This window comes from Nonlabens tegetincola (assembly GCF_002117085.1).
Taxonomy (GTDB): Bacteria; Bacteroidota; Bacteroidia; order Flavobacteriales; family Flavobacteriaceae; genus Nonlabens; species Nonlabens tegetincola.
Genome location: NZ_CP019342.1, coordinates 1,109,866 through 1,135,930 on the forward strand (window position 1 = coordinate 1,109,866; position 26,065 = coordinate 1,135,930).

A 26,065-nucleotide genomic window follows, 5' to 3' on the forward strand; every position below is an offset into this window, starting at 1 on the left:
ACTTAAAATTGAGGATCTGGTTGACGACGTTGATCCCATTTAATATCACTAAGCGCGCTTGCCTTAATACCAATAAAGAAAAACCAAGATTGATTAGGACCAATAGGTGTCCAGTTAAAACTCATTCTGAAACTTTCTAGATCTCTATTGAATCGTAGTGTTGTGAATGAAATACCATTATTTGCAAAATCATAACCTGTGTTTCCTCCTACAGACCAGCGCGGTGACAATTCCACATCACCACTCACCATTAAAGATTGACGGTTGATTTCATTTTGTCTTGCCGCATTATTATACGTCATCGTATAAGCAATATTAAGACGCCATGGAATTTTAAAACGATAACGTTTTTCATCAACATTCACTTCTTCTGGATCTTGCTTTTTGTTTTTATAGTTTTCAGCATAATCCAGTGGTTTTCCGAAGAGGTCGTCCTCGCGACCACCTTGAGATAAAGATCTATTTTCTACTTTTTCATCACCAAGATCATCTTCTTCATCGTCCTCACTGCGAGTAAAGTCCTTGTCACTCAAGGTAAAGTTTAATCGAGCGCCAGCGTTGGTTAATCTAAACAAGCTACCACCGTTATTGATATTAAACTCATCTACACGACGATTGTTAGCGTCTAGAGCATACGGATCTAGATTAGCATTTAAGTTTAAGTCAATCTTTTTAGTAATAGGAATTACTGCACTCATATTAATGGGACTCCACTGCAAACTATCACCAGCGAGGTTATAGGCTGTTTGAAAATTCAAACTTTTAATAAGTTGCACCTTTCTAGGTTCTGTTTTTGTGGTATCTTGTTCTCGTACCTTAGCCTCTAAATTATTTTGAACACCTATTCCTATGGAACTAGAGAAGTTGCGTCCTGGTGCGCCAAATAGGGTACGGTCAAATCGGCTCGCAAAACGTTCCTCAGGAAAAATATCTTGACCGCTTTCAGTCAGAACACGATCGTAATATTGATCAAAACTAGGATTTGCCGAATACGAAATATTAGGTCTTATCGTGTGACGTATAGCCTGATACTTTCCCTTTTTATTACTGTTTTCCCACAAACCATATATAGTAGTACCTACACTAGCACCATACCTGTATGTACGATACGAATCAAAACCAGATAGCGTATCAATTTCAGTAGTGGCTAGACCTTGATCGTTAATCACCGCAGTGGTTTTAGTGGTTTGAAATACCCAAGTTTCTTCGTAATTGGCATTTGCCGAAACACTAAAAGGACCTACCTTAAAGTTAGTAGCGACTGGAATTGTGTGTCGAATACCGCTTTGCGCACCTTCAAACATTCTATCAGATAGAAAATCCTCGTCAGTAGTAGTGATTCGGTTTTCAGCACGTACGTTATACTGTAGATTGATGTTCTCGATAATCCCTTTCTTTGCACCGAATTTAGGAGCAAATGGGAAAACTCGAGAAACGCTTCCTTGAAAATTAGGCAGGTTCATGGTAACCTCACCAGTTTGTACTAACTGTGAATGGGTAACACCTATATTAAAATTAACCTGAGGTTCTCCTTGAAAGGTTTTAGAGTAATTAATCGAACTACTAAAATTGTTGTTTAAGGTAGCCGCTTGATTAATTTGGTTAAAGCTATTGCTATAAAATCTAGAACTACCTAGGTTTACACTAGCACTAAATCTAGAGTCTGGATTTGCCTTTGGATCCTGACTGTGTTGCCAGTTAATGTTATAAATAGTCGATTTTCTAAAGTCTGAAAATCCGCGCTCACTTTGTACTTGATTTTCGTATGAAAATCTAAAATTACCATTGAAGCTGTATCTTTTGGCATAAGAGCTCTCTACCCGAAAACCATAACTACCATTAGTAAAATAATCACCTAATACCGTAAGATCCACATAATCATTAATAGCAAAATAATAACCACCGTTTTGTAAAAAGTAACCCTGATTTACATTGTTACCAAAGCTGGGAACGATTACTCCACTTTTACGTTCCTCAGTCATTGGGAAATAAGCAAATGGTAAACCTATAGGAGTAGGAACATCGGCAATCCACATATTGACAAGTCCTGTTACAATTTTCTTTTTAGGAACAAATTTGATCTTTTGAGCAAGAAAGTAGTATTCTGGATTATCAGGATTTGAAGAAGTAGTAAAACGAGCACGCTTCATGTAAAAAACAGAATCGTTCACTTTTTTAGTAGTCTCTGCAAATACATTAAACTCGCCTTGTGTAGTCCTTGAATTATAGGTAAGTGCTTTTTTAGAATCCTTATTAAAAATGATGCTATCTGGTTCTACGACATTAGTTCCTTGAGTAAAGACAGGTTTTTGTTCATAGGCTTGTGTACTGTCATTTACAATCCCGTAAGCAAATACATCACCTGTATTATTATCAATCACTATTTTACCAGCTTCAAGCTTGGTATCACCATATTCAATAATGGCATTTTCATATAATGTAATAATATTATTACGTCTATCGATACGCTTTCTATTAGCTTTTGAAACTAATTTATATTCTAAAAATGGTTTCTTTTCAGTTGCAGTACTATCTTGTTTAGTACTGTCTTGTGGTTTAATAAGGTCTTCTGCATTAACCTTAAGTTCCTTTTCTTCTTCAGGTTTTGGTTCTTCCTTTATTGGAATAGGCGTATTGGAGCTAGGTAATTCCTGGCTCCAGCTGTAATTTAAAGCTGTTAAAAAGACGGTGAAAAATAAAAGTGTCCTCAATGGATGGTACAATCTTCTTATTAGTAATTTCGTTACAGAATAGTCTTGTTTTTGAAACGCCAAAACTACGTATAAATTTTGTAGGTAGATGAATTAATTACAGGGATGTATACCGCAGGATAGATCCTATTGAATTACAGGAAGTTGGTAGAAGTACAAGAAAGTTTGGTTATTACGCTTTCGCGAAAGCGTACCTATGAGCCAGCTTACCGTTATAAAATGGTATAACAATTGTATAAAGCAAATAACAAGTACGTTAATAAGGAAAACGAATTCGATTTTATGAAGATATATATTGCTCTATTGCTATTTCTAGGTTCTTTACAGCTGCACGCAGGTAATGAACCTGTGGATTCCACCATCACAAAGCCGGCAAAAAAGTTTACCGTAGTATTAGATGCTGGTCATGGTGGTAAGGATCCAGGTAAATTAGTTTCTAGCGTACGTGAAAAGGATATTGCCCTAAAGGTGGTGAAATATTTGGGTAAAGAATTAGAGGACCATACGGATATTGAAATCGTTTATACACGTACAACTGATAAGTTTTTAGAATTATACCAAAGAGCAGATATTGCTAATAAAGCCAAGGCAGACCTTTTTATATCAGTTCACTGTAATGCAGCAGCGTCTCGCAGTGCCAAAGGGAATGAAACCTGGGTATTGGGATTACATCGTAATGCCGATAATCTAGAGGTTGTAAAACGAGAAAACGCAGTAATTCTACTGGAGGAAGATTATGAAGAAAAATATGCCGGTTTTGATCCTAATGATCCTGCAAGTTTTGCCAGCAATCTAATTGTGCAAGAAGAATACTTGGACAATAGTATTGAGATGGCGTCCAAGGTTCAATCAAATTTTGAAGCAGATTTAAAACGAAAAAACCGCGGTGTAAAACAAGCTGGATTTGCAGTGTTAAGATTATCCTACATGCCTAGTGTTCTTATAGAAACAGGTTTTATTACCAATGCTGAGGAACGTAAATTTTTAAGTAGTTCGACAGGTCAAAAAAAGGTGGCACACGCCATTTATGATGCAGTCATTAAATACAAAGCAAATCGCAGTCTCAATGATTTTGTAATAGAAGACATTACGGATTTAAGTGAAACAGTTGAATCTAACAATACTATTTATAAGGTTCAAATAGCAGCTAGTAAAAACAAAATAGAGGCAAAGTCATACAATTTTAAAAAGTTACCAGCCATATCTAGAGAACAAGAAGGAGCCATCTACAGATATTTTACAGGTAGTTTTAATGATCTTAAAAAAGCACAAGATTTACAGAAGAAAGCGGTTAAGCTAGGATATAAATCTGCCTTTATAGTTAAGTATGAAAATGGCGAGCGCAGTCGCTTGTGATAACTCGTTGTTAATATAGTTGTATACTACATAGAGCTTATTATCTTTACATTTGTGAAAATCTGTAAAGATGAAAGTTTCTAAAGAAGTTAAGGTAGGTATTCTTACTGTTGCCTCAATCGCATTGTTTATATTTGGATATCAATATCTTAAAGGTCGTAATTTATTACAAGACGATCGTAATTTTTATGCGGTTTATGACAATGTAGAAGGCCTTACAAAGTCGGCTCCTGTTACTATAAATGGGCTACGAGTAGGAAATATTGACGATATTCAGTTCCTAGATTCAAGTGGAAGATTGTTAGTAAGTTTTCATGTGGACGGCTCATTTAACTTTTCAAAAGAAAGTACAGCGAGTGTATATAGCACTGGTTTAATAGGAGGAAAAGCACTTGCTATCGTTCCAAATTTTTCGTCGGACGGACCTATCGCCAAAGATGGCGACACCTTATCATCTAAGATTGATGAAGGACTACAGGGAAAGGTAATGGATGAGTTCCTGCCTCTTAAGGACAAGATTGAACATTTGATTACCACGTCAGATTCGGTGATGAGTGATTTACACAAGACCTTAAATAAAGATGCAAGAACATCAATCACAAACAGCCTTGCCGAAATTGAAGACGTACTTAGAGAGTTTAAAGGGATAAGTCGTAATACCAATCAAATTCTAGGAGATAATAAAGAGGCGATAGATAGGACCATTAAAAATCTCGACAAAACAAGTAGTAATTTTGCAATTATGTCAGATTCATTGGCACAAATTGAACTAGCTGGTACCATTAAAAGTTTAGAAACATCGGTAGGTAAATTCAATAATTTGCTTGATCAGGTTTCAAACGGTGAAGGAAGTTTAGGAAAACTTATGACCGACGACAAACTATATGTGAATTTAGAAAAGGCAACTAGACAAGCCGAAGAATTATTACAAGATATTAAATTAAACCCTAAACGTTATGTTCATTTTTCTGTGTTTGGAAAGAAACCAGGAGAATATGAAGAACCAGAAAATCGAGACAGATAAAGCACTATGAAGATACTTTCCATCATTGTTTTTGCCCTTATTCTAGTGGCCGCAGTAGGTTTATTCGCTAGAAACATCAAGCGTATGATACGCAACATTAAATTAGGTCGAGAAGTTGATCGATCTGATAATAAAAAGGAACGCATGGCGCAGATGCTGCGTATAGCGTTTGGACAATCAAAAATGGTACGTAGACCTGTATCTGGTTTTCTACATGTGGTTGTCTATATAGGTTTTGTTATCATCAACATTGAAGTACTTGAAATTATAGTTGATGGTTTGACAGGATCACATAGAATTTTTGCTCCATTCCTTGGTGGCTTCTATGACTTTTTAATTTTCACGTTTGAAATACTTGCCTTTTTAGTTCTAGTATCGGTTGTCATTTTTTGGTTACGCCGTAATGTAATGAACATTAAACGCTTCATGATGGGAGAATTAAAAGGATGGCCTAAAAATGATGCAAACTACATCTTATATTTTGAGGTTGTTCTTATGAGTTTGTTCCTCACCATGAATGCGACAGATTTCATTCTACAAACAAGAGGAGTTGAAGGATATGCACACGCAGGAGAAATATATGGATCCTTCCCAATAAGTGGTTTTATAGTTCCTTTATTTGAAGGCATGGCCGATAGTACCCTTATTATCGTTGAAAGAGCTGCATGGTGGCTGCATATAGTTGGTATACTGATATTCCTTAATTATTTATACTGGTCTAAGCACCTGCACATATTACTAGCATTTCCTAATGTCTACCTGACAAAGCTTACTCCACAAGGTAAGTTCACTAATATGGATGCCGTAACTAAGGAAGTAAAACTAATGATGGATCCTAACGCAGATCCGTTTGCTGCTCCAGACCCATCAGCAGAAGAAGGAGAACCAGAAAGTTTAGGAGCTCAAGATATCTTTGACCTTAATCAAGTTCAATTATTAAATGCCTACACATGTACGGAGTGTGGTCGTTGTACGAGTGAGTGTCCTGCAAATATTACTGGTAAAAAATTAAGCCCTAGAGCCATCATGATGAAAACTCGTGATCGTTTAGAGGAAGTAGGAGCGGTGATTAATAAAGAAGGTGAGTGGAAGGACGATGGTAAAACCTTACTGAATGACCACATCACAACCGAAGAACTTTGGGCTTGTACTACCTGTAATGCCTGTGTAGAAGCTTGTCCTATTGGGATTGATCCACTTAGTATCATTATGGAAATGCGCAGGTATTTAGTTCTTGAAAATAGTGCAGCGCCTAATGAGCTTAATATTACAATGGGTAATATTGAAAACAACGGTGCGCCGTGGCCTTACAATCAAATGGATCGATTAAACTGGGCAAACGAGTAAAAAGAAATAGAATAAGTGATTTAAATTACGCTTTCGCGAAAGCGTAATCATCAAACAAAATATACAATGAGCGAAGCATTAAAAGTCCCTACAGCAGCAGAGTTTTTAGCACAAGGAAAGCAACCAGAAGTGTTGTTTTGGGTAGGTTGTAGTGGTAGTTTTGACGATAGAGCAAAAAAAATAACCAAAGCGTTTGTAAAATTATTGAATAAAGCAGGCGTAGAATTTGCCGTTTTAGGTGCAGAAGAAAGCTGTACCGGTGATCCCGCTAAACGAGCAGGAAACGAGTTTTTATTTCAAATGCAAGCCATGATGAATATTGAAGTTCTTAATGGTTATGAAATCAAAAAAATAGTAACGGCTTGTCCACACTGTTTTAATACGTTAAAAAACGAATATCCAGAACTAGGTGGAAATTATGAAGTGGTACATCACACCCAATTTTTAAAATCATTAATAGCAGAAAGTCGTTTAAAAATTGAAGGTGGAAAGTTTAAAGGAAAAAAAATAACCTATCATGATCCGTGTTATCTAGGTAGAGCAAATGATGAATATGAAGCTCCTAGAGAATTATTAGAAAAACTGGATGCAGCATTACTAGAAATGAAGCGCAGTAAACGTAATGGATTGTGTTGTGGTGCTGGTGGTGCTCAAATGTTTAAGGAGCCGGAACCTGGTAACAAAGACATAAACATTGAACGTACTGAGGAAGCTCTAGAAACCGGTGCCGAAATTATCGCTGCAGGATGTCCATTTTGTAACACGATGATGACTGATGGTATTAAGGCAGCAGAAAAGGAAGGTAAGGTAGAAGTGCTTGATGTCGCAGAATTAATCGCAAACGCAGAAGATCTATAACATGAAACACCTAATATCTACCATTTTATTTCTATTACTAGTAATTACTAGTCAAGCACAGCAGTTTAATGAAGAAGGTATCAATACCTTAGCCGACAAGGTTTGTGAGCAACTAACTAAAGATGACATTAACGCTAGTGAACAAGGTCCAGGTGAAGCAGAAGCCTATTTTGAAAAAACCGTAGTTAATGTGGTGATGAAAAACTACAGGCTTTTTAAATCTAAAGGACTAGATATAAATGAACAAAATGGTGAAGCAATAGGTGAAGAAATGGCCATAGTGCTTATGGCAAATTGTCCTAAAGCTGCAGAGCTTTTTACAACCATGGCAATAGAGTCTATGGATGAAGAGGAAGACCATAGTGAATCAGGTGTTGTTGTAGGAACTGTTGTAAGTATCTCAAGCGATATGATTCCTGTAATTACTGTGAGAGAAAGTAATGGGAATATTGTTAAAATCCTATGGCTATCTACTGTAGAAAATTATCACCTGTTATACGACGCAGCAACTGATGGTAAAAAATACCAGTTCACTATTTACGAGGCAACTATCTACGACGGTCGTATTCAAGAATATCGCGATATGAACGTACTTGAAATGGTGCAAGGTATTTAAAGAATAAGTATGTCCAACAAATTACCTTATGGAAAAGTACTTATAAGTGCTTTTATAGGTGGAAGCGTGTATGCCTTGATAATGAGCGCCTTCTATATTTATATGGAAGAACGCCCATTTAGTTTCATTAAATTCATCATTGATTTAATTTTAGGGATGGCAATTATGTTTGCCGTTACTTATTATAATTACCGTAAAAGAAAGTAAAATGCTAGTAGAGTTCAATCAATTACCTGATGATGCCAGAGTTTGGATTTACCAGGCAGATAGACCATTTTCTGATGAAGAGCTTGAAACTCTTAAACCACAAATGAATGCTTTTCTTAATCAATGGACCGCTCATGGCAAAGAATTGAATGCTGGTGTAGATTATCCCTATAATCGTTTTATCGTATTAGGATTAGACGAGTCAAAGGCAGGTGCTACCGGTTGTTCTATAGACGCATCGGTTCATTTTATTCAATCCATAGAAAAAGAGTTTGGTATTGACCTTATGGATAAAATGAACGTTACATTTAAAACTGGACAATATCTTGCTCACAAAGATCTTGCTGCTTTTAAAAAAATGGCTAAGGATCGTAGTGTATCTGCTAAGACTATCGTGTTTAATAATTTGGTACAAAATGTAGGAGAATACCGTGAACATTGGGAAGTTCCTGCTAGCGAGAGCTGGCATGCCAGATTTTTCAAGTAACAAAAATCCATTTACCAACTACTGCCATGTCACATGATATTTTTTTACTTAATATTTCTGGACAAGATAAACCAGGACTTACAGCAGCTCTCACCGGTGCTTTGTCGGATTATGGTGCAAAAATTCTAGACATTGGTCAGGCCAATATTCATGAAACCCTTTCATTGGGTATTCTTTTTCAAATTCCCGCAGGAGAAAAATCTGCTGGCGTTTTAAAAGACCTACTTTTTAAATCTTATGAATTAGATATTCAGGTAAAGTTTTCACCAATATCCAATGAAGATTATGAAAACTGGGTAAATCTTCAAGGGAAAGATCGTTATATCATTACGCTATTAGGAGAACAGCTTACTGCACAACAAATAAGCGCTGTGACAGATGTCATATCAATAAATGGATTGAATATCGATTCAATAAAAAGATTGACCGGTCGTACTTCATTAATTCATCAAGATGAGTACAAGCGTGCATCGATACAACTTTCAATAAGAGGGAAAATTGAGAATAAGGAACAATTGACTGAGAGTTTTATGAAAATCTCAGAACAAATGGATCTTGATATAGCTTTTCAAGAAGACAACATGTTCAGGCGCAACCGAAGATTGGTTTGTTTTGATATGGATTCTACACTCATACAGACTGAGGTTATTGATGAACTTGCCGATCTCGCAGGAGTAGGAGATGAAGTAAGAGCTATTACAGAAAGTGCCATGCGTGGAGAACTTGATTTTTCAGAAAGTTTTAAAAAACGAATGAAGCTTTTAAAAGGTTTAAAAGAGAGTACTCTAAATGAAGTGGCGCAGCAATTACCTATAACAAAAGGTGCCAGAAGACTCATTGAGACCTTGCGCAGTTATGGTTACAAAACGGCCATCCTTTCAGGCGGTTTTACCTATTTTGGAAACTATTTGAAAGAAGAGCTAGGCATGGATTATGTCTATGCCAATCAATTAGAAATTAAAAATGGTGAACTCACCGGGAATTATATAGGCGAGATAGTAGACGGTTCTAAAAAAGCCGAATATCTTAAAGAAATAGCTCAAAAAGAGGGAATTGACATTGCACAAACCATCGCAGTAGGTGATGGTGCTAATGATTTACCCATGCTTAATCTTGCTGGTCTAGGAATTGCCTTTCATGCAAAACCCAAAGTTCAAGAAGATGCTCAAAGCGCTATAAACAGTATAGGCCTGGATGGAGTTTTATACTTTCTAGGATTTCACGATAGACATATTGATTTGATGAATCCGTAATCGTTAAAAAACGGTTTAAAAACCACAGAACTTTTAGCAAATTCATCACACACAAGGTTACAGTTTTCCTTATCTTTCCTTATTAGGAACAGTTATTGATTTACTGTAATTCTTTAGACTTCTATGAATTTAAAACATTATAGCTACTATCTAGTTAGCCTTGTATTTTTAGGTCTCGCTTTCGCGAAAGCGCAGTCACCAACACTGGAATCAAAATCATTAAAATCCGAAATATCACAATCAGTAAACCCATTGCATGCCGATGATGTAATTGCTCAACAAGCATGGGTAGACAGTATTTACAATCAGATGACAACTAGGCAAAAAATAGGTCAGTTGTTTATGGTCGATTTGTTTTCTAATAAAGAAAAAGCGCATATCGATAGAGTGCGTAATTTGATTAAGAATCATGAAATAGGCGGAATAATATTTTCAAAGGGAACGCCACAACTGCAAGCTCCATTAACCAATGAGTTACAAGCCTTATCCAAAGTACCTCTTATGATAGGTATGGATGCCGAATGGGGACTTGCTATGAGGCTAGAGAATACATTTGCTTATCCATGGAACATGACGTTGGGTGCCAATCCAGGTGATGAATTAACCTACGAAGTGGGTAAACGAATAGGCGAACACTGCAAGCGTTTGGGTGTTCATATCAATTTTGCTCCAGATGTGGATATTAATACCAATCCAGATAATCCTATCATCGGTAACAGAAGTTTTGGTGAGGATAGGGATAATGTGACCAGAAAAGCACTCGCGTTTATGAATGGAATGCAGAGTGTAGGTGTGCTTGCTAGTGCCAAACATTTTCCAGGTCACGGTGATACTGATCAAGATAGTCATAAAACCTTGCCTACCGTAAGTTTTGATGCAAAGCGGATTGATGAAATAGAACTGTATCCTTATAAGAGACTTATTGATAACAATTTAGCTAGCGTAATGGTTGCTCATTTAAATGTTCCTAGCTTGGAAACTAGAGCAGGATATCCAACTAGTTTAAGTGAAAAAGTAGTATCTGGTTTACTGAAAAGGGATTTAGGATTTCAAGGACTCATTTTTACGGATGCACTAAATATGAAAGGAGCAAGCAATTTCAGTTCTCCAGGTGACATAGACCTAGCTGCTTTTAAAGCTGGTAACGATGTGCTGTTAATTTCAGAAAATGTTCCAAAAGCTATTGATAAAATCGAAGAAGCTTTAAAAAATGGTGAGATCACTGAAGATCGTTTAAAACAATCTGTCGTTAAAATATTGCAAGCTAAATATTTAGTTGGTTTACATCAATATAAACCTATAGAGTTGTCTGGATTGCAAGAGGACTTGATTACGAATAAGGATGTTTTATTGTATGAGAAATCCATTTCAAACTCGGTTACCTTATTAAAAAACACAAGTAATTTACTACCCTTAAAAAACTTAGAAACTAAGAAAATAGCTTATGTTCAAATGGGCGATGATCATGGCGACGCTTTTATAGAGCAACTTAATAAGTATAGTAGAGTAGATCGTGTGCGAGCTGCCCGTCTTGATGAACTCATGAATAAGCTTTCTGCCTATAACACGGTTATAATCGGATTTCATAAATCTAATGATTCACCCTGGAAATCATATAGTATTTCTGATAAAGAGTTAACTTGGATGTATGAGATTGCAAGAAAACACGATGTAATCTTGGACGCTTTTGTAAATCCGTACACGTTTAGAAAATTAAAATCTACAACCAATTTTGAATCCATAATAGCTTCTTATCAAAATAGTGAAATAAGTCAACAGGTAAGTGCTCAAATGATCTTTGGTGCAAGAGATTTTAAGGGTAAGCTACCGGTTACGAGCGGAGAATTCAAAGTAGGTACTGGTATTTATCTTCCTAGTATTGGTAGATTATCCTATTCAACTATGCCAGAAAGTGCAGGTTTAAGCAGTGCTATGATCGCCAAAATTGATAGCATTGCTAATCATACAATTGATCAACAAGGTGCACCTGGAATGCAGGTCTTGGTAGCTCGCAAGGGTAGGGTTGTGTTTGATACCAGTTATGGATTCCATACTTACGATAAAAGAAGACGTGTAAGTAGTACTGATAAATATGATATAGCATCAGTTACCAAAATTGTGGCGACTTTACCTTTGGTGATGGAACTTCAAGAACAAGGCATTATAAGCTTGGATGATACTTTAGGTGAATTACTACCAGAATATAGAAACACCGATAAAGAGAATATTACAATCAAGCAAATGTTGAGTCATTATGCAAAATTAAAACCATGGATTCCATTTTATAGCAACACTTTAGATAGCATTACACAAAAACCTTTAAAACAATTATATAGCAATACTAAAAAAGGTGGCTATTCTTTAATTGTTGCAGATAATTTATATGGGAAATCTGTTTTAAAAGACAGCATTTCAAATAGCATCAGATTATCTAGCTTACGCGAAAAGTTGGAATATAAGTACAGTGATTTTCCTTACTACATCCTAAAGGATTTCATTGAAGGCTATTATAACCAAGATTTAAATGAACTTACTCATAACCATTTTTATGCCTCGTTGGGTATGGAGAATACAACGTATTTACCAAGGAATAAATTTGACAAATCAGAAATCGTACCTACTGAGAATGACACTGTATTTAGAAATCAACTGGTTCATGGTTTTGTGCACGATCAAGGTGCTGCTATGCAAGGTGGTATCGGCGGACATGCAGGTGTATTCTCTACCTCAAACGACATTGCCAAAATGATGCAAATGTATTTACAAGGAGGCTACTATGGCGGTAAGAGCTATTTCAAAGAAGAGACTATAAATACATTTAATTTCTGTTATTACTGTGATCAAGAGGTTAGGAGAGGAGTAGGTTTTGACAAGCCTCAATTAGATGATGTAGGCCCAACTTGTGGATGTGTGAGTATGCAAAGTTTTGGTCATAGTGGCTTTACTGGAGCTTACACCTGGGCTGATCCAGAAAACGAAATTGTGTATGTCTTTTTAGCAAATCGTATTCATCCTGATGCGAATAATAAGTTTTTAATTGAGGAAAATATTAGAACTAACATTCAGCAGGTGATTTATGATCACATTATTGAATAAAATATAAATATGAAAATAGCCATAGTTTGTTATCCAACCTTTGGAGGAAGTGGAGTAGTAGCGACCATGTTAGGAACTGCCCTTGCAAAACGTGATCACGAAGTACACTTTATTACGTACCATCAACCTGTTCGCTTAGATTTACTGGCTCGTAACATCTATTTTCATGAAGTAAGTGTTGAAGAATATCCCTTATTTCATTATCAACCCTATGATCTAGCATTAAGTAGTAAATTGGTAAATGTGGTGCAAGAATATGGCATAGAATTACTACATGTTCATTATGCCATACCACATGCCTACGCAGGTTATATGGCTCAGCAAATGCTTAAGGAACAAGGAATAGAACTACCTATGGTCACCACGCTACATGGTACTGATATAACCTTAGTAGGAAATCATCCTGTCTATAAGCCTTCCGTAACGTTTAGTATCAATAATAGTAATATAGTAACATCAGTATCAGATAGCTTAAAACAAGACACGCTAGAATTATTTGACATAAGAACTTCAATTGAAGTCGTGCCTAACTTTATTGATATGAGTAGGTATTCTGAGGAGTTTAAAGATTGTGACCGCAGCATGATGGCCTTTCCTCAAGAACGAATCATAACACATTTGAGTAACATGCGACCTGTAAAACGCATACAAGATGTCGTAAGTATTTTTGAAAAAATAAGTAAGGAAATACCTAGTATTTTAATAATGGTCGGTGATGGGCCAGAAAGAGCTGCAGCTGAGGATTATGCTAAAAAACTAGGTTTACAATTAAAAATAAAATGGGTAGGAAATAGTACCGAAATAGACCGTATTCTTTGTTTTACAGATTTATTCTTATTACCATCTGAAAAAGAAAGTTTTGGACTGGCGGCGCTAGAGGCAATGGCCAATAAAACACCGGTTATTTCTTCAAATACCGGTGGATTGCCAGAGGTTAATGAAAATGGTGTTACAGGATATACAAGTGATGTAGGTAATGTAGAAGAAATGGCATTAAATGCTATTAAAATATTGAAAGATGATGACACCTTGAGTACTTTTAAAACATCAGCGTATAATAAGGCACAAGAATTTGATATACATAAAATAGTTCCACAATATGAAGAATTGTATCACAAGGCTATTTATAGCAAGCATAATAATGATTAATTTGAACTCGTGCGGTGTTAGCAATGAGTTAAAAGAAAGAAGAGAAACCGGATATGAAATACTGTATCAATCGCAGATAAGTGACTGTACAGATCAAAAAATTCGATTACTCGATAATGAAGACCAATGGACACAATACGTTGATAGTTTTAGAAATGACAAATTAGGATCAGTTTCTAATATTGATTTTGACAAAGAATTTATTGCCGTAGTATGTGCAGGTACAAGAAATACTGGTGGTTATGAAATTAAGTCTCCGGTTATTTCTAAAGAAAAAGAAACTATGATGTATTATTTTGAAGTAGAAGGACCAGGTAAAGAGGATCTAGTAACTATGGCTATAACACAACCAATGATGGTAGTAAGAATACCATATAGCAGTAATAAGGTTATTTGCAGATGGAAGTAACAAGTACAGTATTCTTCTCAGAATGCTATATTTCTATTTGACATAATATTTATTATAGTTCAATATGATTATGTATAAATATAGAATTACGATAAATTCATTAAATACAATTATTAATACCAAAAGCATCAACAATTACTGAGTTATATGAATATATTGATAAGAATATATTCATAAATAAGGAATCACATAATTAAAGTACAAATAATCATACTGAATTATTAAAATCTCAACAAACCTTTGTTATATTGAATGATTCTTATTTATACGTAATTTGAGCGTACGCATTTTTATTTTTTACTTGAATAAATGATAATTATGCATAGCAAACCGTGTTTTCGTCGATTCATACAACAGAATTATCTTACATTTCATCTAAAATGTTAATTGATCCCTATTAAACTTAATATCGGTATTATGCGCGCATAACATATTGATAACGTGGGAAATGTTAACAAATAAGTCTCAATAAAAATCTTAACATATGTTAACGATGAAAGATCTCTAACCTTTTCGTAATTAGTTCGTTAAGCTTTATGCACTACATTTGTACTGGATTAATTATCCAAGTTAAGTTTTGTAAATTATAAAGAAGTTGTTTTGACTAGTGTATAAAGGCCATTTGCTCTCGCAAATGGCTTTTATCTTTTATATCTATTTTGGGATAATTTGAAAATTCAGTAATTAGCTTGTACTTCATATATATTACAAATGAAGGCTTTACTAGTTGTTACATTATTCTCTGGACTTAGTTTTATATTTTATGGATTCAGCTGTTTGTATTCGAAAAAAATGAAAGCAGAGTTCATTAGATTCCGTATACCTCAATATCGCAATATTACTGGATTACTACAGATATTAGGTGGATCCAGTCTGGTTATCGGTTACTTGATGTCAGTTTGGAGGTTAGCCTTTGTAGGAGCGTTAGGACTAGCCGTTTTAATGGCGTTAGGCTTCTTTACCCGACTTAGAATTAAGGACAGCCTACCATTATCAGCTCCTGCTCTACTCTTCTCCTTGTTAAATGCGTTCTTAGCCTATAAATTTTACACTTATATCTAATACAAGTAAATAAATAGACACAAGGTTAAAAATAAGGCTGCTGGAAAAGATTTATAAAGCGGATCACCAATTTTTAAATGCATGATTACTGATCCAGTCAATAAGGCAGCCAACCCTAAAGCTGCATAGCTTTCAATACCACTTACCCATATAGAAGCTATCAATAATAAAGATAATGACACCTTGAGGATACCAACAATAAAACATACTTGCACAGGTAATCCATAAACTTTGAACTCCTCAACTAGCGTATCGGCGTCGCCACCTCTCCATTTCGTTTTCTTGTTTCTTTGAACTAACCAAACATTCAATAAACTTACTGCTACAATTATTTTAAGGGCGATAATCACGTACTCCATTTCTAAAACTTTTATTTTTAAAGGTATACGAATGTCTAACAATTTATGTTAATAATTAAACAAAACAATGTTAGCAATTTATTATTTCATGTAAAGGACTAAAAAAACCCTTCTGTTAGAAGGGTTTTTGATTTTCTATCTTTAATTATACTTATAGACCAACTCTATAAATAAGATCCAAGCCTACAAAAAAGCTACTGTCAAATTCGGCATTTAATCTATTACGATCATCACCACTCACCTGGAAAGTTAGCACCTGTGCTCCTACTTTATCTCCGGTGTTATACACACCATAGTCAGTAGTATCAAAACCTGCTTTAATACGAGCTAATACTTGGTTTTTAAACAATCCGTAGGAAGCATACAAACCGAATCTGATTGATTCTTCTTGAGCATATAAATCTTGAGAATAACCGTTAAGGAAATAAGATTTAACACTTGTCCTTAAATCAGCACCTAGAGCAAATTTCTTACTGAAATAATAGTTAGCCTCCATTTTAACAGGTAATAAAGCGTCTAGAGTAAACTTTCTATTTTTAGTTCTATAATACACACCAACCAACGGCGTAATTATTTGTCCAAATTCTTCGGTACTAGAATACATTCCAAAACGGTAAACCCTTCTAGAATTTTTCTTCATCTCCATAAAGGCTATAGCGCCAAATTGAAAAGCATTATCTAAATCACCATCAAAATTTGAAGCAAATTTTGGTAGCAACACATAATTACCCGTCCATTTTCTACTATGTTTCATTTTTACCCCTAAATTTAATCTAGTCATCAATAGTCGATCGTCCTCTAATGAATTAAAAATATTAGGGAAATTTGCTCCTTGTAGACTAAATAAATTGTCTATTTGAGTATTCTCAACAGTTAGACCAGTAACTAAGGTCGTTTTGGAACTTAATGGTGTAGGATATAAAATTTCTAAATTAACGTTAGAAATATCTGTTTCTTCAAAATCTCCATCAACATCTTGCATTGAAGTTCTAGCGAGATTTAACCGCACAACATCTAGTGTAGTCTGTGAAAAAGCTACACCAGTCATAAGGAAACATAGTAAAAAGGTAAATTTTCTCATTTGTTTATTAATTAATCGCTCAATGATACTATAAAATTATGAGAAATTTAAGAACACCTAGTAGAAAATGAGAATATAATAAACCTGTTAATAGGTAAACACACTCATTCTAAGATCGTTTACGCTTTCTTTGTCTTGCCTTTTTCTCGCGATATTTCTTTATCCTTTTAGCTCTTTCGGCAAGTTGAATGCTGTCGTAATTAGCTGGTAAAGCCTCGGTATAAGCTTTCCAGGTGGACTTGCCTTCAAAGTAATCGATAGGAATAGCACTTTCTTGTTCATCAAGAGTTTCTTGTCTAAAGGCATTTATTAAAATGTCTTCTATATAAAAATCATCTACAACCATATGTGGTTTGTACTCTTCCTTTAATGAAATATCAAAAATCTTTGCCGTGTTATTGAACCAGAATGCACTCCAGCCACTACGTAATCGCTTAATCAGTTCAAATGCAGTGTCGCCTGTCTGTCTGTGAATTAATTTAATAAGAATTTGCCCTTCAGTGCGTGTCAATTTCTTTAGTTCGGCAGTGAATTCTTCCTCGATATACTTTTCGACCATTTTTGCATATCGTTTTTTATCCCTAGTATTTTCTAACGTCGCTAGCCTTTTATCCAGTTCCTGTAACCTTTCTGCTGCTAGTTTTGCATAGGGCCACACTTTCAAAGTTTTACGTTTTAAGATTAAATACCTTATACGTTCGTATTTGTGGTCAAATTTCAACTTTTGAATAAGCATAATTTGGTCCAGTTCCACAGCACTAACTGAATCACCGTCTATAAAATAATATTCTGGCGAGCTGGTTTTTACACTGTCTACTTTTACCTTAAGTGTATCTGGTAATTGCGCTTTCGCGAAAGCGTACACAAAACAAACCAATAGAATAAAAAGTAATTTTTTCATAGCAGTTACCTCTGTTCAAAAGGCATTCCAAAAATAATAAAGCTGCCACTATAAAAAGTGCTAAGTGCGCAGTATATTCACGTTTTTAAATTTTTATCCATGGCAGAAAAAAGTCTTCTTAATAAAAAATCCCTTGAATTTTTAGAAAATTACCTAAACACAGCCTCGCCTACTGGTTATGAGTGGAATGGTCAACGTGTTTGGATGGATTATTTAAAACCTTATGTAGATGAATTTATAACTGACAATTATGGTACGGCTGTAGGAGTTATAAATCCCGACGCAAAATATAAAGTAGTCATTGAAGGTCATGCAGATGAGATAAGCTGGTACGTTAATTACATCACCGATGATGGACTTATTTACGTAATACGCAATGGTGGTTCTGATCACCAGATTGCTCCTTCTAAAGTGGTAAATATTCATACCAAAAAGGGTATCGTAAAAGGCGTTTTTGGATGGCCAGCTATTCATACTCGTAGTAGAGCCAATGAAAAAGCTCCTAAACCAGATAATATATTTATTGATTGCGGTTGTACTACAAAGGACGAAGTTTTAGAACTGGGTGTTGACGTGGGATCAGTAATCACTTACCCAGATGAGTTCTTTGTCTTAAACGGTAACAAATTTGTTTGTCGTGCCCTTGATAATCGAATGGGTGGTTTTATGATTGCCGAAGTAGCTCGATTACTGAAAGAAAATAATCAAGAACTGGACTTTGGATTGTATGTAACAAATTCTGTTCAAGAAGAAATAGGTTTGCGCGGTGCCGAAATGATTACACAAACCATTAAACCTAATGTTGCCATCGTGACTGATGTTACTCACGATACCACTACTCCAATGATCGACATGAAGAAAAATGGAGATGCTGCTATAGGTAAAGGACCCGTATTAGCCTATGCTCCTGCGATACAAAATAACCTGCGTAATTTGATTATGGATGCTGCAGATGCTGCAGATATTCCCTATCAAAAAAGAGCTACCTCGCGCAGTACAGGAACCGATACTGATGCATTTGCTTATTCTAATGGTGGAGTTCCTAGTGCTTTAATATCGTTGCCATTGAGATACATGCACACCACTGTAGAAATGGTACACCGTGATGATGTTGAAAACGTGATAAAAATGATTTATGAATCACTGTTAAAAATAAATAACAATCACGATTTTAATTACTTCAATAATGGGAATACAGGTCTTTATTAATCAAGACAATAACTAATAATTGGAAAAACAGGTCAATTAACAAATTGACCTGTTTTTTTTGTGCTTCATTTTCTATTTAATGGATCACTTTATTTATATCTCTTCTTTATTGGTATTTGCCTATTATAATATAAGCTATATCTAGTTACTGCTATTGTATGTGTCGATATGTTGCACTACTTTTACTTTATGACCGAAGTGGAAATAGCCGAAGAAAACAAACTTATTGCGCAAGGATATAAAGACTTGCTCAAGATTAGTTATCAAACTCTTACCGATGAGGATAAAAAACTTATTCGTAAGGCTTTTGATATTGCTGTAGAAGCTCATGCACCACAGCGTCGTAAATCTGGCGAGGCCTACATATTCCATCCTATTGCCGTCGCAAAAATTGTAGCCAAAGAAATAGGTCTGGATGCCACAGCAATAGCAGCAGCCTTATTACATGATGTTGTTGAGGATACAGAATACTCTCTCAATGACATAGAGCGTCTTTTTAACCCGACAATCGCTCGCATTGTTGATGGTCTTACTAAAATCGCGCATCTTAAAAAGGATGGTGATATTTCTACACAAGCAGAGAATTTTAGAAAAATGCTGCTTACCCTTAACGAGGATGTACGTGTAATCATTATTAAGATTGCAGACCGTTTGCACAACATGCAAACAATGGACAGCATGCCCGATTACAAACAGGTTAAAATAGCGTCTGAAACGCTGTATATCTATGCTCCTATTGCACATCGTTTAGGTCTTTACAATATTAAAACAGAACTTGAAGACCTAGGTCTTAAATACACTGAGCCTGAGGTATATAGTGATATACAAAACTCAATTAAGGAAAGTAAAGAAGAACAAGATCGTTATATAAAAGAATTTAGTGATATTATTGACGATAGTCTTAATAAAGAAGGCCTTGAATATACGATATACGGTAGGCATAAGTCAGTCTTTAGTATACGTAGAAAGATGCTTAAACAAGGTGTTTCCTTTGACGAGGTCTACGATAAATTTGCAATACGAATTGTTTTTAGAAGTGATCGTGCAAATGAAAAGTTTCTGGCTTGGAAAGTATACTCAGTAGTAACAGATCATTTTAGACCTAATCCTGTAAGGCTAAGAGACTGGATAAGCTCGCCAAAATCTACAGGTTATGAAGCGTTGCACATCACAGTGATGGGCCCAGATGGTAAATGGGTAGAAGTTCAAATAAGATCAGAGCGCATGCATGAAGTAGCTGAAAAAGGTTACGCAGCGCATTATAAATACAAGCAAGGCAATCAAGAAGACGGACTCGAGGAATGGCTGAATCGTTTACAAGACGCTCTTGAAAATCCAGAGGTGAACGCAGTTGATTTTGTTGAACAATTTAAACTCAACTTATACAGTAAGGAGATATTTGTATTTACACCAAAAGGTGATTTAAAATCATTACCTAAAGGCTCTACCCCATTAGACTTTGCCTTTGCCATTCACACAGAAGTAGGTATGCGCACTCGTGGCGCGAGAGTAAACGGTAAATTAGTACCGCTATCTCACGAATTAAAAAGTGGTGATCAGGTGGATATTATCACCTCAGAAAACCAGAAACCTACTAAAAACTGGTTGGACTATGCAACAACGGCACGTGCTCGTTCCAAAATTAAAAGTGCTTTAAAAGAAGATCAAACTCTTATTGCCGATGAAGGAAAAGTAGTGCTTGCGCGAAAACTGAAGTCCCAAAAAATCAACTTGGATAATAACGTGGTCAATGAAATGGTGAACTTTTTTAAGTTAAAAACCAGTCAAGACCTATTTTACCGAGTAGGAACAGGAGTCATAGACAACAAAGCCATTAAAGAGTACGCTAGTAGTCGTAGTAACGCTTTATACAGTTTTATAAAAAACAAAATCCGTAAGCCAAAGTCTAATCCGGATTTGGATAAACCGGAAGTTACCGAAAATTACGACGACATAGTATTTGGTAAAGAACAAGTTCAATTAGATTACACATTATCTAAATGCTGTAATCCAATTCCAGGAGATTCCGTCTTTGGATTTACAACAGTAAGCGAAGGTATTAAGGTTCATAAAAACAATTGTCCTAATGCTATTAGTTTACAGAGTAAATTTGCATATCGAATAATAAGTGCAAAATGGATTGATTCTACGCAACGTGAGCACAAGGCAGATCTTGTACTTACAGGAATAGATAGACTGGGATTGGTTCAAGAAGTGACACAAGTCATTTCAGAATTTATGAGCGTAAATATCAAAAGTATCAGCTTCAGTAGTGATGATGGTATTTTTAAAGGTGAGATTACAGTAGTGGTGACTAATAAAAAGATTTTACAAACATTGATGCAAAATCTGAATAAAATAAACGGAATAGACAAAGTAACGAGATCGTAATAATGAGTGAAATTATTAACAATTTGGAAAAGGAGCAGGAAATCGTGAAGAATGTTTTCACTCAATTTCTTAGTGATAACAAACACAGGAAAACACCTGAACGTTTTGCCATCCTGGCTGAAATTTATGCCAGTGATGAGCATTTTGATGTAGAGTCATTATACATTAAAATGAAGGAACAAAACTATCGCGTAAGTCGCGCTACGCTTTATAATACGATAGATTTACTTATGGAATGTAAATTGGTGCGCAGGCATCAATTTGGTCAAAATCAATCCTATTATGAGAAATCATATTTTGACAAACAACACGATCATTTAATACTTCAAGACACCAATGAAGTTATTGAATTTTGTGACCCTAGAATTGAGTCAATAAAAAAGACAATTGAAGAGGTTTTTGATGTCCAAATAACCAATCATTCTTTATACTTTTACGGCGTTAAAAATTCAACGGAAAACAATCAATAATGGCAGTAGATTTATTGCTCGGTTTGCAATGGGGCGACGAGGGAAAAGGTAAAATAGTAGACGTTTTAACTTCTAACTACGATATCATTGCAAGATTTCAAGGAGGACCCAATGCAGGTCACACTTTAGAGTTTGATGGTATCAAACACGTATTAAGAACAATCCCTAGCGGTATCTTTCACGACAAAGCTATCAACGTGATAGGAAATGGTGTCGTAATTGATCCTGTAGTTCTAGCACAAGAATTAGACGGTCTTAAACAATTCAACATCAATTATGTTGAACGTTTAATAATTTCTAGGAAGGCGCACATCATTTGTCCTACTCACAGACTACTAGATGCAGCAAGTGAAGCGGCAAAAGGTAAAGCAAAAATAGGTTCGACCCTTAAAGGAATTGGTCCTACTTATATGGATAAAACAGGTAGAAATGGTATCCGTGTAGGTGATATAGAACTGGACAATTGGAAAGAGAAATACCGCGCTCTTGCAGATAAGCATGAAGATCTTATTGGTTTCCATAATGTTGATATACAATACGACCTTAAAGAATTAGAAGAAGAATTCTTCACCGCTATAGAACGTTTAAAGGAATTAACTTTCATTGATTCTGAAGAATACCTACATCAAGCACAAAAACAGGGTAAATCAATTCTTGCTGAAGGTGCTCAAGGTAGTTTATTAGATATTGACTTTGGAACGTACCCTTTTGTAACTTCTTCAAACACCACTGCTGCCGGAGCTTGCACAGGTCTAGGTGTTGCTCCTAATAGAATAGGTGAAGTATTTGGTATTTTTAAAGCATATACAACACGAGTAGGTAGCGGCCCATTCCCTACTGAACTCTTTGACGAAACAGGAGAAAAAATGGCTAAGGTAGGTCATGAATTTGGTGCCGTAACCGGAAGACCGAGACGTTGTGGTTGGTTAGACCTGGTTGCATTAAAATATGCCTGTCAAGTAAATGGTGTAACCCAACTTATGATGATGAAAGGAGATGTTCTTTCAGGTTTTGACGCTCTACAAGTTTGTACGGCTTATAAATATAAAGGAGAAACCATAGAACACTTGCCTTACAATATAGAAGCGGAAAACATCACTCCAATTTATAGTGAATTTGCTTGTTGGGAAGATGATCTTACACAAATGACATCGGTAGATCAGTTTCCTAAAGAGCTCAATGCATACATTGAGTTTTTAGAAAAGGAACTAGAAATTCCTATTAAAATAGTAAGTGTAGGTCCAGATCGTAAACAGACCATACACAGATAAACATAAAGCTGGTTTCATTTTTGAACCAGCTTTTTTTAAATAAGTTTATTTTGAAAAAATATCTTAATACAATGCTCAAAGGTGTACTCATGGGTACAGCCGATGTCGTGCCAGGTGTTTCTGGTGGAACTATAGCATTTATAACAGGAATTTACGAGGAACTTATAGCCACTATTGATGGGTTGAGTTTTCAGGCTATTAAAGACATAAAGCTTATTGGTTTTGGTGGTGTAATTAGAAAGTACAATTTAAAATTCTTACTTAGTTTAATATTAGGAATTGGAATAGCAGTTGTAAGCCTGTCAAAGCTCATTAGTTATCTTCTTGAAACCTATCCAGTTCTAGTATGGGCATTCTTCTTTGGTTTAGTGGTAGCGAGTATACTATACATAGCCAGGCAAATCAATAGATGGAACGGCACTGCCCTGCTTGCCATAATAATTGGAACAGCAATATCGTATTACATTACAATTGCAGAACCTATAGGATCGCCAGATACCTGGTGGTACATTATTTTTTCAGGATTCATAGCAATAATAGCTATGATACTTCCGGGTGTTTCGGGTGCTTTTTTATTACTCCTTTTAGGAAGTTATAAAGTAATTATAGGTAGTATATCTGGTCTAGTTGAAGCCTTGTCACAAGGAGATTGGTCTTTAGTAGGTAAATACTTGACTAACTTGATGTTATTTGCTCTTGGCTGTATCGTTGGTTTAAAGATTTTTTCAAGAATTTTAACCTGGTTATTTAAGAACAAAGAAAATACAACACTGGCTTTGCTTACAGGTTTTATGATTGGTTCTCTCAACAAATTATGGCCATGGAAGAAGGTTATAAGCACACGAGTGAATAGTCACGGTGAGGAAGTTCCTTTTTTGGAAAAAAGTATTTTACCACAATTCTTTGATGGAGAACCTAAAATACTGTTAGTTTTTATTCTTGCCTTGCTAGGTTTTGCACTTATTTTTATCTTAGAAAAATGGGCTGCTAAAAAACAATAACACGTGCGTCAACCTACTCGTAGTTTTACCGATAAGTTATTACTTATACTCAAGGGTATCGCTATGGGAACTGCAAACAAAGTTCCCGGCGTGAGCGGCGGTGTTGTGGCATACGTTACTGGTTTCTATGAAGAATTTATTTACAGCCTTCAAAAACTCAATCTCAAAGCACTTAAATTACTTTTTAACGGTAGATTCAGGTCTTTCTTTCATTATGTAAACGGTAGGTTTTTAAGCCTATTACTCTTGGGTGAAGCTATAAGCTACTTTACTGTTTCTATAGGGTTTGATGTATTACTAGAATATTACCCCATTCTTATATGGGCTTTATTTTTTGGGATGATATTAGGTTCCATTTATTATATCGCCCGTAATTACAACAGTTGGACTCGACAAAATATCATCATTTTAATGATAGGTATAGCCATAGGCGTGGGAACATCATTACTCGATCCTGCTACACAAAACACTAATTTGTTTTTTGTTTTCTTTTGTGGGATGGTGAGTATTTGCGGTATGACCTTACCTGGATTGAGCGGTAGCTTCATCCTTATTCTTCTAGGTAATTACGTGCTTTTACTGGTTGATAGTATAAATGCTTTATTCAACACCATGGTAGCAATCGCAAGATGGGATTTCTCATGGTGGTACGATAGTGTTCATATGGATTTGTTATTGATCTTGGTAGTCTTTGTTGCTGGTTCTATTTTTGGCTTGGTAAGTTTATCTCATCTATTGGGATGGACGATGAAAAACTTTCGTAATCAGACTAACGCTATGATTATAGGATTTATAACAGGTTCCTTAGGAGTTGTATGGCCTTGGAAAAAAGCCATTTATCAACGCACAGTTACAGGTGAAATTTCTTTAGATGCTAGTGGTAATGAGATTTTAGTAGATTACAACAGGTACTGGCCCGATATTGCAACTGCTCAAACATGGATAGCAATTGCCATGATTTCAATAGGATATTTAATTGTGTATTTACTTAGTCATTATGGAAATAAAACAAATCCCGCGTAGCATTTTTGGATTAATAGGTAAGCGATTAGATTACAGTTTTTCTAGATCCTATTTTACAGAAAAATTCGAATCATTGGGTTTTCAAGATCATGAGTATAGAAATTTTGAAATTCCTGATGCTAGTGAATTAGTTCGCTTTCGCGAAAGCGTAACCTATGACCTACAAACACGCACTACAGCAGGTAAATCTGAAATTATACGTGGTTTGAATGTAACCATACCTTACAAACAAGACATCATGGATATTCTGGACGAGATAAGTCCAGAGGCGAGAGATATAGGTGCTGTTAATACTATCGCTATTGAAGATAACAGGTGGACCGGTCATAATACGGATGCTTATGGATTTGGCAAGGGCTTATCCCCTTTTTTACCTATCAAAAAGAATGCGCTTATATTAGGTACTGGCGGTGCGTCAAAGGCTATTGCCTACACGCTAGAATCTATGCAAATACCTTATTTATTTGTTTCCAGAAATCCTAAGGATGAATTTACGATAGACTATAAATCCGTTTCACCCCAAGTCATGAAAATGGTTGGGTTAATTATCAATACCACTCCGCTAGGCACTCATCCAGATGTTGAAGTTGCTCCTGAAATTCCTTATGATCAGGTAACAGGTCAACATGTTTTTTATGATTTAGTTTATAATCCACCACAAACTCTTTTTATGAAAAAGGCAAGTGCTCACGGCGCACAGGTTATTAATGGAAAACAAATGTTAGTACATCAGGCTGAAAAAGCTTGGGAAATATGGAATAAGTAAGGCATCATAACGTTGTGA

At 35.6% G+C, this 26,065-nt stretch carries 23 protein-coding genes; 19 read left to right on the forward strand and 4 right to left on the reverse strand.

Going from position 1 to position 26,065, the window contains the following annotated elements:
• Positions 1-2: 2 nt before the first annotated feature.
• Entirely contained in the window at positions 3-2,774 is a 2,772-nt protein-coding gene (locus BST91_RS05275) for a putative LPS assembly protein LptD (protein ID WP_169709759.1), read from the reverse strand.
• Positions 2,775-2,993: 219 nt separating this feature from the next.
• Here BST91_RS05275 and BST91_RS05280 point away from each other — a divergent pair, with 219 nt between their 5' ends.
• From BST91_RS05280 to BST91_RS05335, 12 genes are all read left to right on the forward strand, one after another.
• Positions 2,994-4,067: an N-acetylmuramoyl-L-alanine amidase gene (locus tag BST91_RS05280; protein ID WP_085774726.1), complete on the forward strand. Its 1,074-nt coding sequence runs from the start codon at positions 2,994-2,996 to the stop codon at positions 4,065-4,067.
• 70 nt (positions 4,068-4,137) lie between these two features.
• Positions 4,138-5,091 (forward strand): MlaD family protein, encoded by a 954-nt coding sequence (locus tag BST91_RS05285; protein WP_085774727.1) that lies wholly within the window; start codon positions 4,138-4,140, stop codon positions 5,089-5,091.
• Positions 5,092-5,097: 6 nt separating this feature from the next.
• The gene (locus BST91_RS05290; RefSeq protein WP_085774728.1) at positions 5,098-6,438 is read left to right on the forward strand and encodes a (Fe-S)-binding protein; all 1,341 of its coding nucleotides are present in this window, start codon (positions 5,098-5,100) and stop codon (positions 6,436-6,438) included.
• Positions 6,439-6,504: 66 nt separating this feature from the next.
• Positions 6,505-7,296, forward strand: coding sequence for a (Fe-S)-binding protein (locus BST91_RS05295; RefSeq protein ID WP_042280229.1), 792 nt, complete (start codon positions 6,505-6,507; stop codon positions 7,294-7,296).
• A 1-nt stretch (position 7,297) separates the two neighbouring features.
• Positions 7,298-7,912, forward strand: coding sequence for a hypothetical protein (locus BST91_RS05300; protein ID WP_085774729.1), 615 nt, complete (start codon positions 7,298-7,300; stop codon positions 7,910-7,912).
• Positions 7,913-7,921: 9 nt separating this feature from the next.
• The gene (locus tag BST91_RS05305; protein WP_060522463.1) at positions 7,922-8,119 is read left to right on the forward strand and encodes a hypothetical protein; all 198 of its coding nucleotides are present in this window, start codon (positions 7,922-7,924) and stop codon (positions 8,117-8,119) included.
• A 1-nt stretch (position 8,120) separates the two neighbouring features.
• Complete coding sequence (locus tag BST91_RS05310; RefSeq protein ID WP_085774730.1) at positions 8,121-8,606, forward strand: ABC transporter ATPase; 486 nt, start codon at positions 8,121-8,123, stop codon at positions 8,604-8,606.
• Between the two features lie 26 nt (positions 8,607-8,632).
• Positions 8,633-9,859 carry a phosphoserine phosphatase SerB gene (gene serB, locus BST91_RS05315; RefSeq protein ID WP_085774731.1) on the forward strand — a complete coding sequence of 409 codons (1,227 nt, stop codon included), beginning with the start codon at positions 8,633-8,635 and terminating at the stop codon, positions 9,857-9,859.
• A 123-nt stretch (positions 9,860-9,982) separates the two neighbouring features.
• Positions 9,983-12,955, forward strand: coding sequence for a glycoside hydrolase family 3 N-terminal domain-containing protein (locus tag BST91_RS05320; RefSeq protein WP_085774732.1), 2,973 nt, complete (start codon positions 9,983-9,985; stop codon positions 12,953-12,955).
• Between the two features lie 9 nt (positions 12,956-12,964).
• Positions 12,965-14,104, forward strand: a complete 1,140-nt coding sequence (gene bshA / locus BST91_RS05325) for an N-acetyl-alpha-D-glucosaminyl L-malate synthase BshA (RefSeq protein ID WP_085774733.1) — start codon at positions 12,965-12,967, stop codon at positions 14,102-14,104.
• On the forward strand, positions 14,097-14,513 hold the full coding sequence (locus BST91_RS05330) for a protease complex subunit PrcB family protein (protein WP_169709760.1): 417 nt from the start codon (positions 14,097-14,099) through the stop codon (positions 14,511-14,513). The genes bshA and BST91_RS05330 overlap by 8 nt, the downstream gene beginning before the upstream one ends.
• Before the next feature lie 792 nt (positions 14,514-15,305).
• Entirely contained in the window at positions 15,306-15,575 is a 270-nt protein-coding gene (locus BST91_RS05335) for a DoxX family protein (protein ID WP_244895692.1), read from the forward strand.
• Here the strand turns inward: BST91_RS05335 and BST91_RS05340 are convergent.
• The 3 genes from BST91_RS05340 to BST91_RS05350 all read right to left on the reverse strand — a co-directional run bounded on the left by BST91_RS05340 (position 15,572) and on the right by BST91_RS05350 (position 17,916).
• A complete protein-coding gene (locus BST91_RS05340; RefSeq protein ID WP_085775680.1) occupies positions 15,572-15,934 on the reverse strand; it encodes a DoxX family protein in 363 nt (120 codons plus the stop codon). The genes BST91_RS05335 and BST91_RS05340 overlap by 4 nt on opposite strands.
• A 151-nt stretch (positions 15,935-16,085) precedes the next feature.
• Positions 16,086-17,015, reverse strand: coding sequence for a hypothetical protein (locus tag BST91_RS05345; RefSeq protein WP_085774736.1), 930 nt, complete (start codon positions 17,013-17,015; stop codon positions 16,086-16,088).
• A gap of 109 nt (positions 17,016-17,124) precedes the next feature.
• Positions 17,125-17,916 (reverse strand): DUF4294 domain-containing protein, encoded by a 792-nt coding sequence (locus BST91_RS05350; RefSeq protein WP_060522456.1) that lies wholly within the window; start codon positions 17,914-17,916, stop codon positions 17,125-17,127.
• A gap of 99 nt (positions 17,917-18,015) precedes the next feature.
• Here BST91_RS05350 and BST91_RS05355 point away from each other — a divergent pair, with 99 nt between their 5' ends.
• From BST91_RS05355 to BST91_RS05385, 7 genes are all read left to right on the forward strand, one after another.
• A complete protein-coding gene (locus BST91_RS05355; RefSeq protein WP_042280239.1) occupies positions 18,016-19,125 on the forward strand; it encodes a M42 family metallopeptidase in 1,110 nt (369 codons plus the stop codon).
• Positions 19,126-19,314: 189 nt separating this feature from the next.
• Positions 19,315-21,516 (forward strand): RelA/SpoT family protein, encoded by a 2,202-nt coding sequence (locus tag BST91_RS05360; protein WP_060522455.1) that lies wholly within the window; start codon positions 19,315-19,317, stop codon positions 21,514-21,516.
• 2 nt (positions 21,517-21,518) lie between these two features.
• On the forward strand, positions 21,519-21,986 hold the full coding sequence (locus BST91_RS05365; protein WP_042280240.1) for a Fur family transcriptional regulator: 468 nt from the start codon (positions 21,519-21,521) through the stop codon (positions 21,984-21,986).
• The gene (locus BST91_RS05370) at positions 21,986-23,257 is read left to right on the forward strand and encodes an adenylosuccinate synthase (RefSeq protein ID WP_042280241.1); all 1,272 of its coding nucleotides are present in this window, start codon (positions 21,986-21,988) and stop codon (positions 23,255-23,257) included. Before BST91_RS05365 ends, BST91_RS05370 begins: the two co-directional genes overlap by 1 nt.
• A gap of 50 nt (positions 23,258-23,307) precedes the next feature.
• Positions 23,308-24,258 (forward strand): DUF368 domain-containing protein, encoded by a 951-nt coding sequence (locus BST91_RS05375; protein ID WP_317043070.1) that lies wholly within the window; start codon positions 23,308-23,310, stop codon positions 24,256-24,258.
• Between the two features lie 3 nt (positions 24,259-24,261).
• On the forward strand, positions 24,262-25,281 hold the full coding sequence (locus tag BST91_RS05380) for a DUF368 domain-containing protein (protein WP_085774738.1): 1,020 nt from the start codon (positions 24,262-24,264) through the stop codon (positions 25,279-25,281).
• Positions 25,256-26,047, forward strand: a complete 792-nt coding sequence (locus BST91_RS05385; protein WP_085774739.1) for a shikimate dehydrogenase family protein — start codon at positions 25,256-25,258, stop codon at positions 26,045-26,047. The genes BST91_RS05380 and BST91_RS05385 overlap by 26 nt, the downstream gene beginning before the upstream one ends.
• Positions 26,048-26,065: the final 18 nt, after the last annotated feature.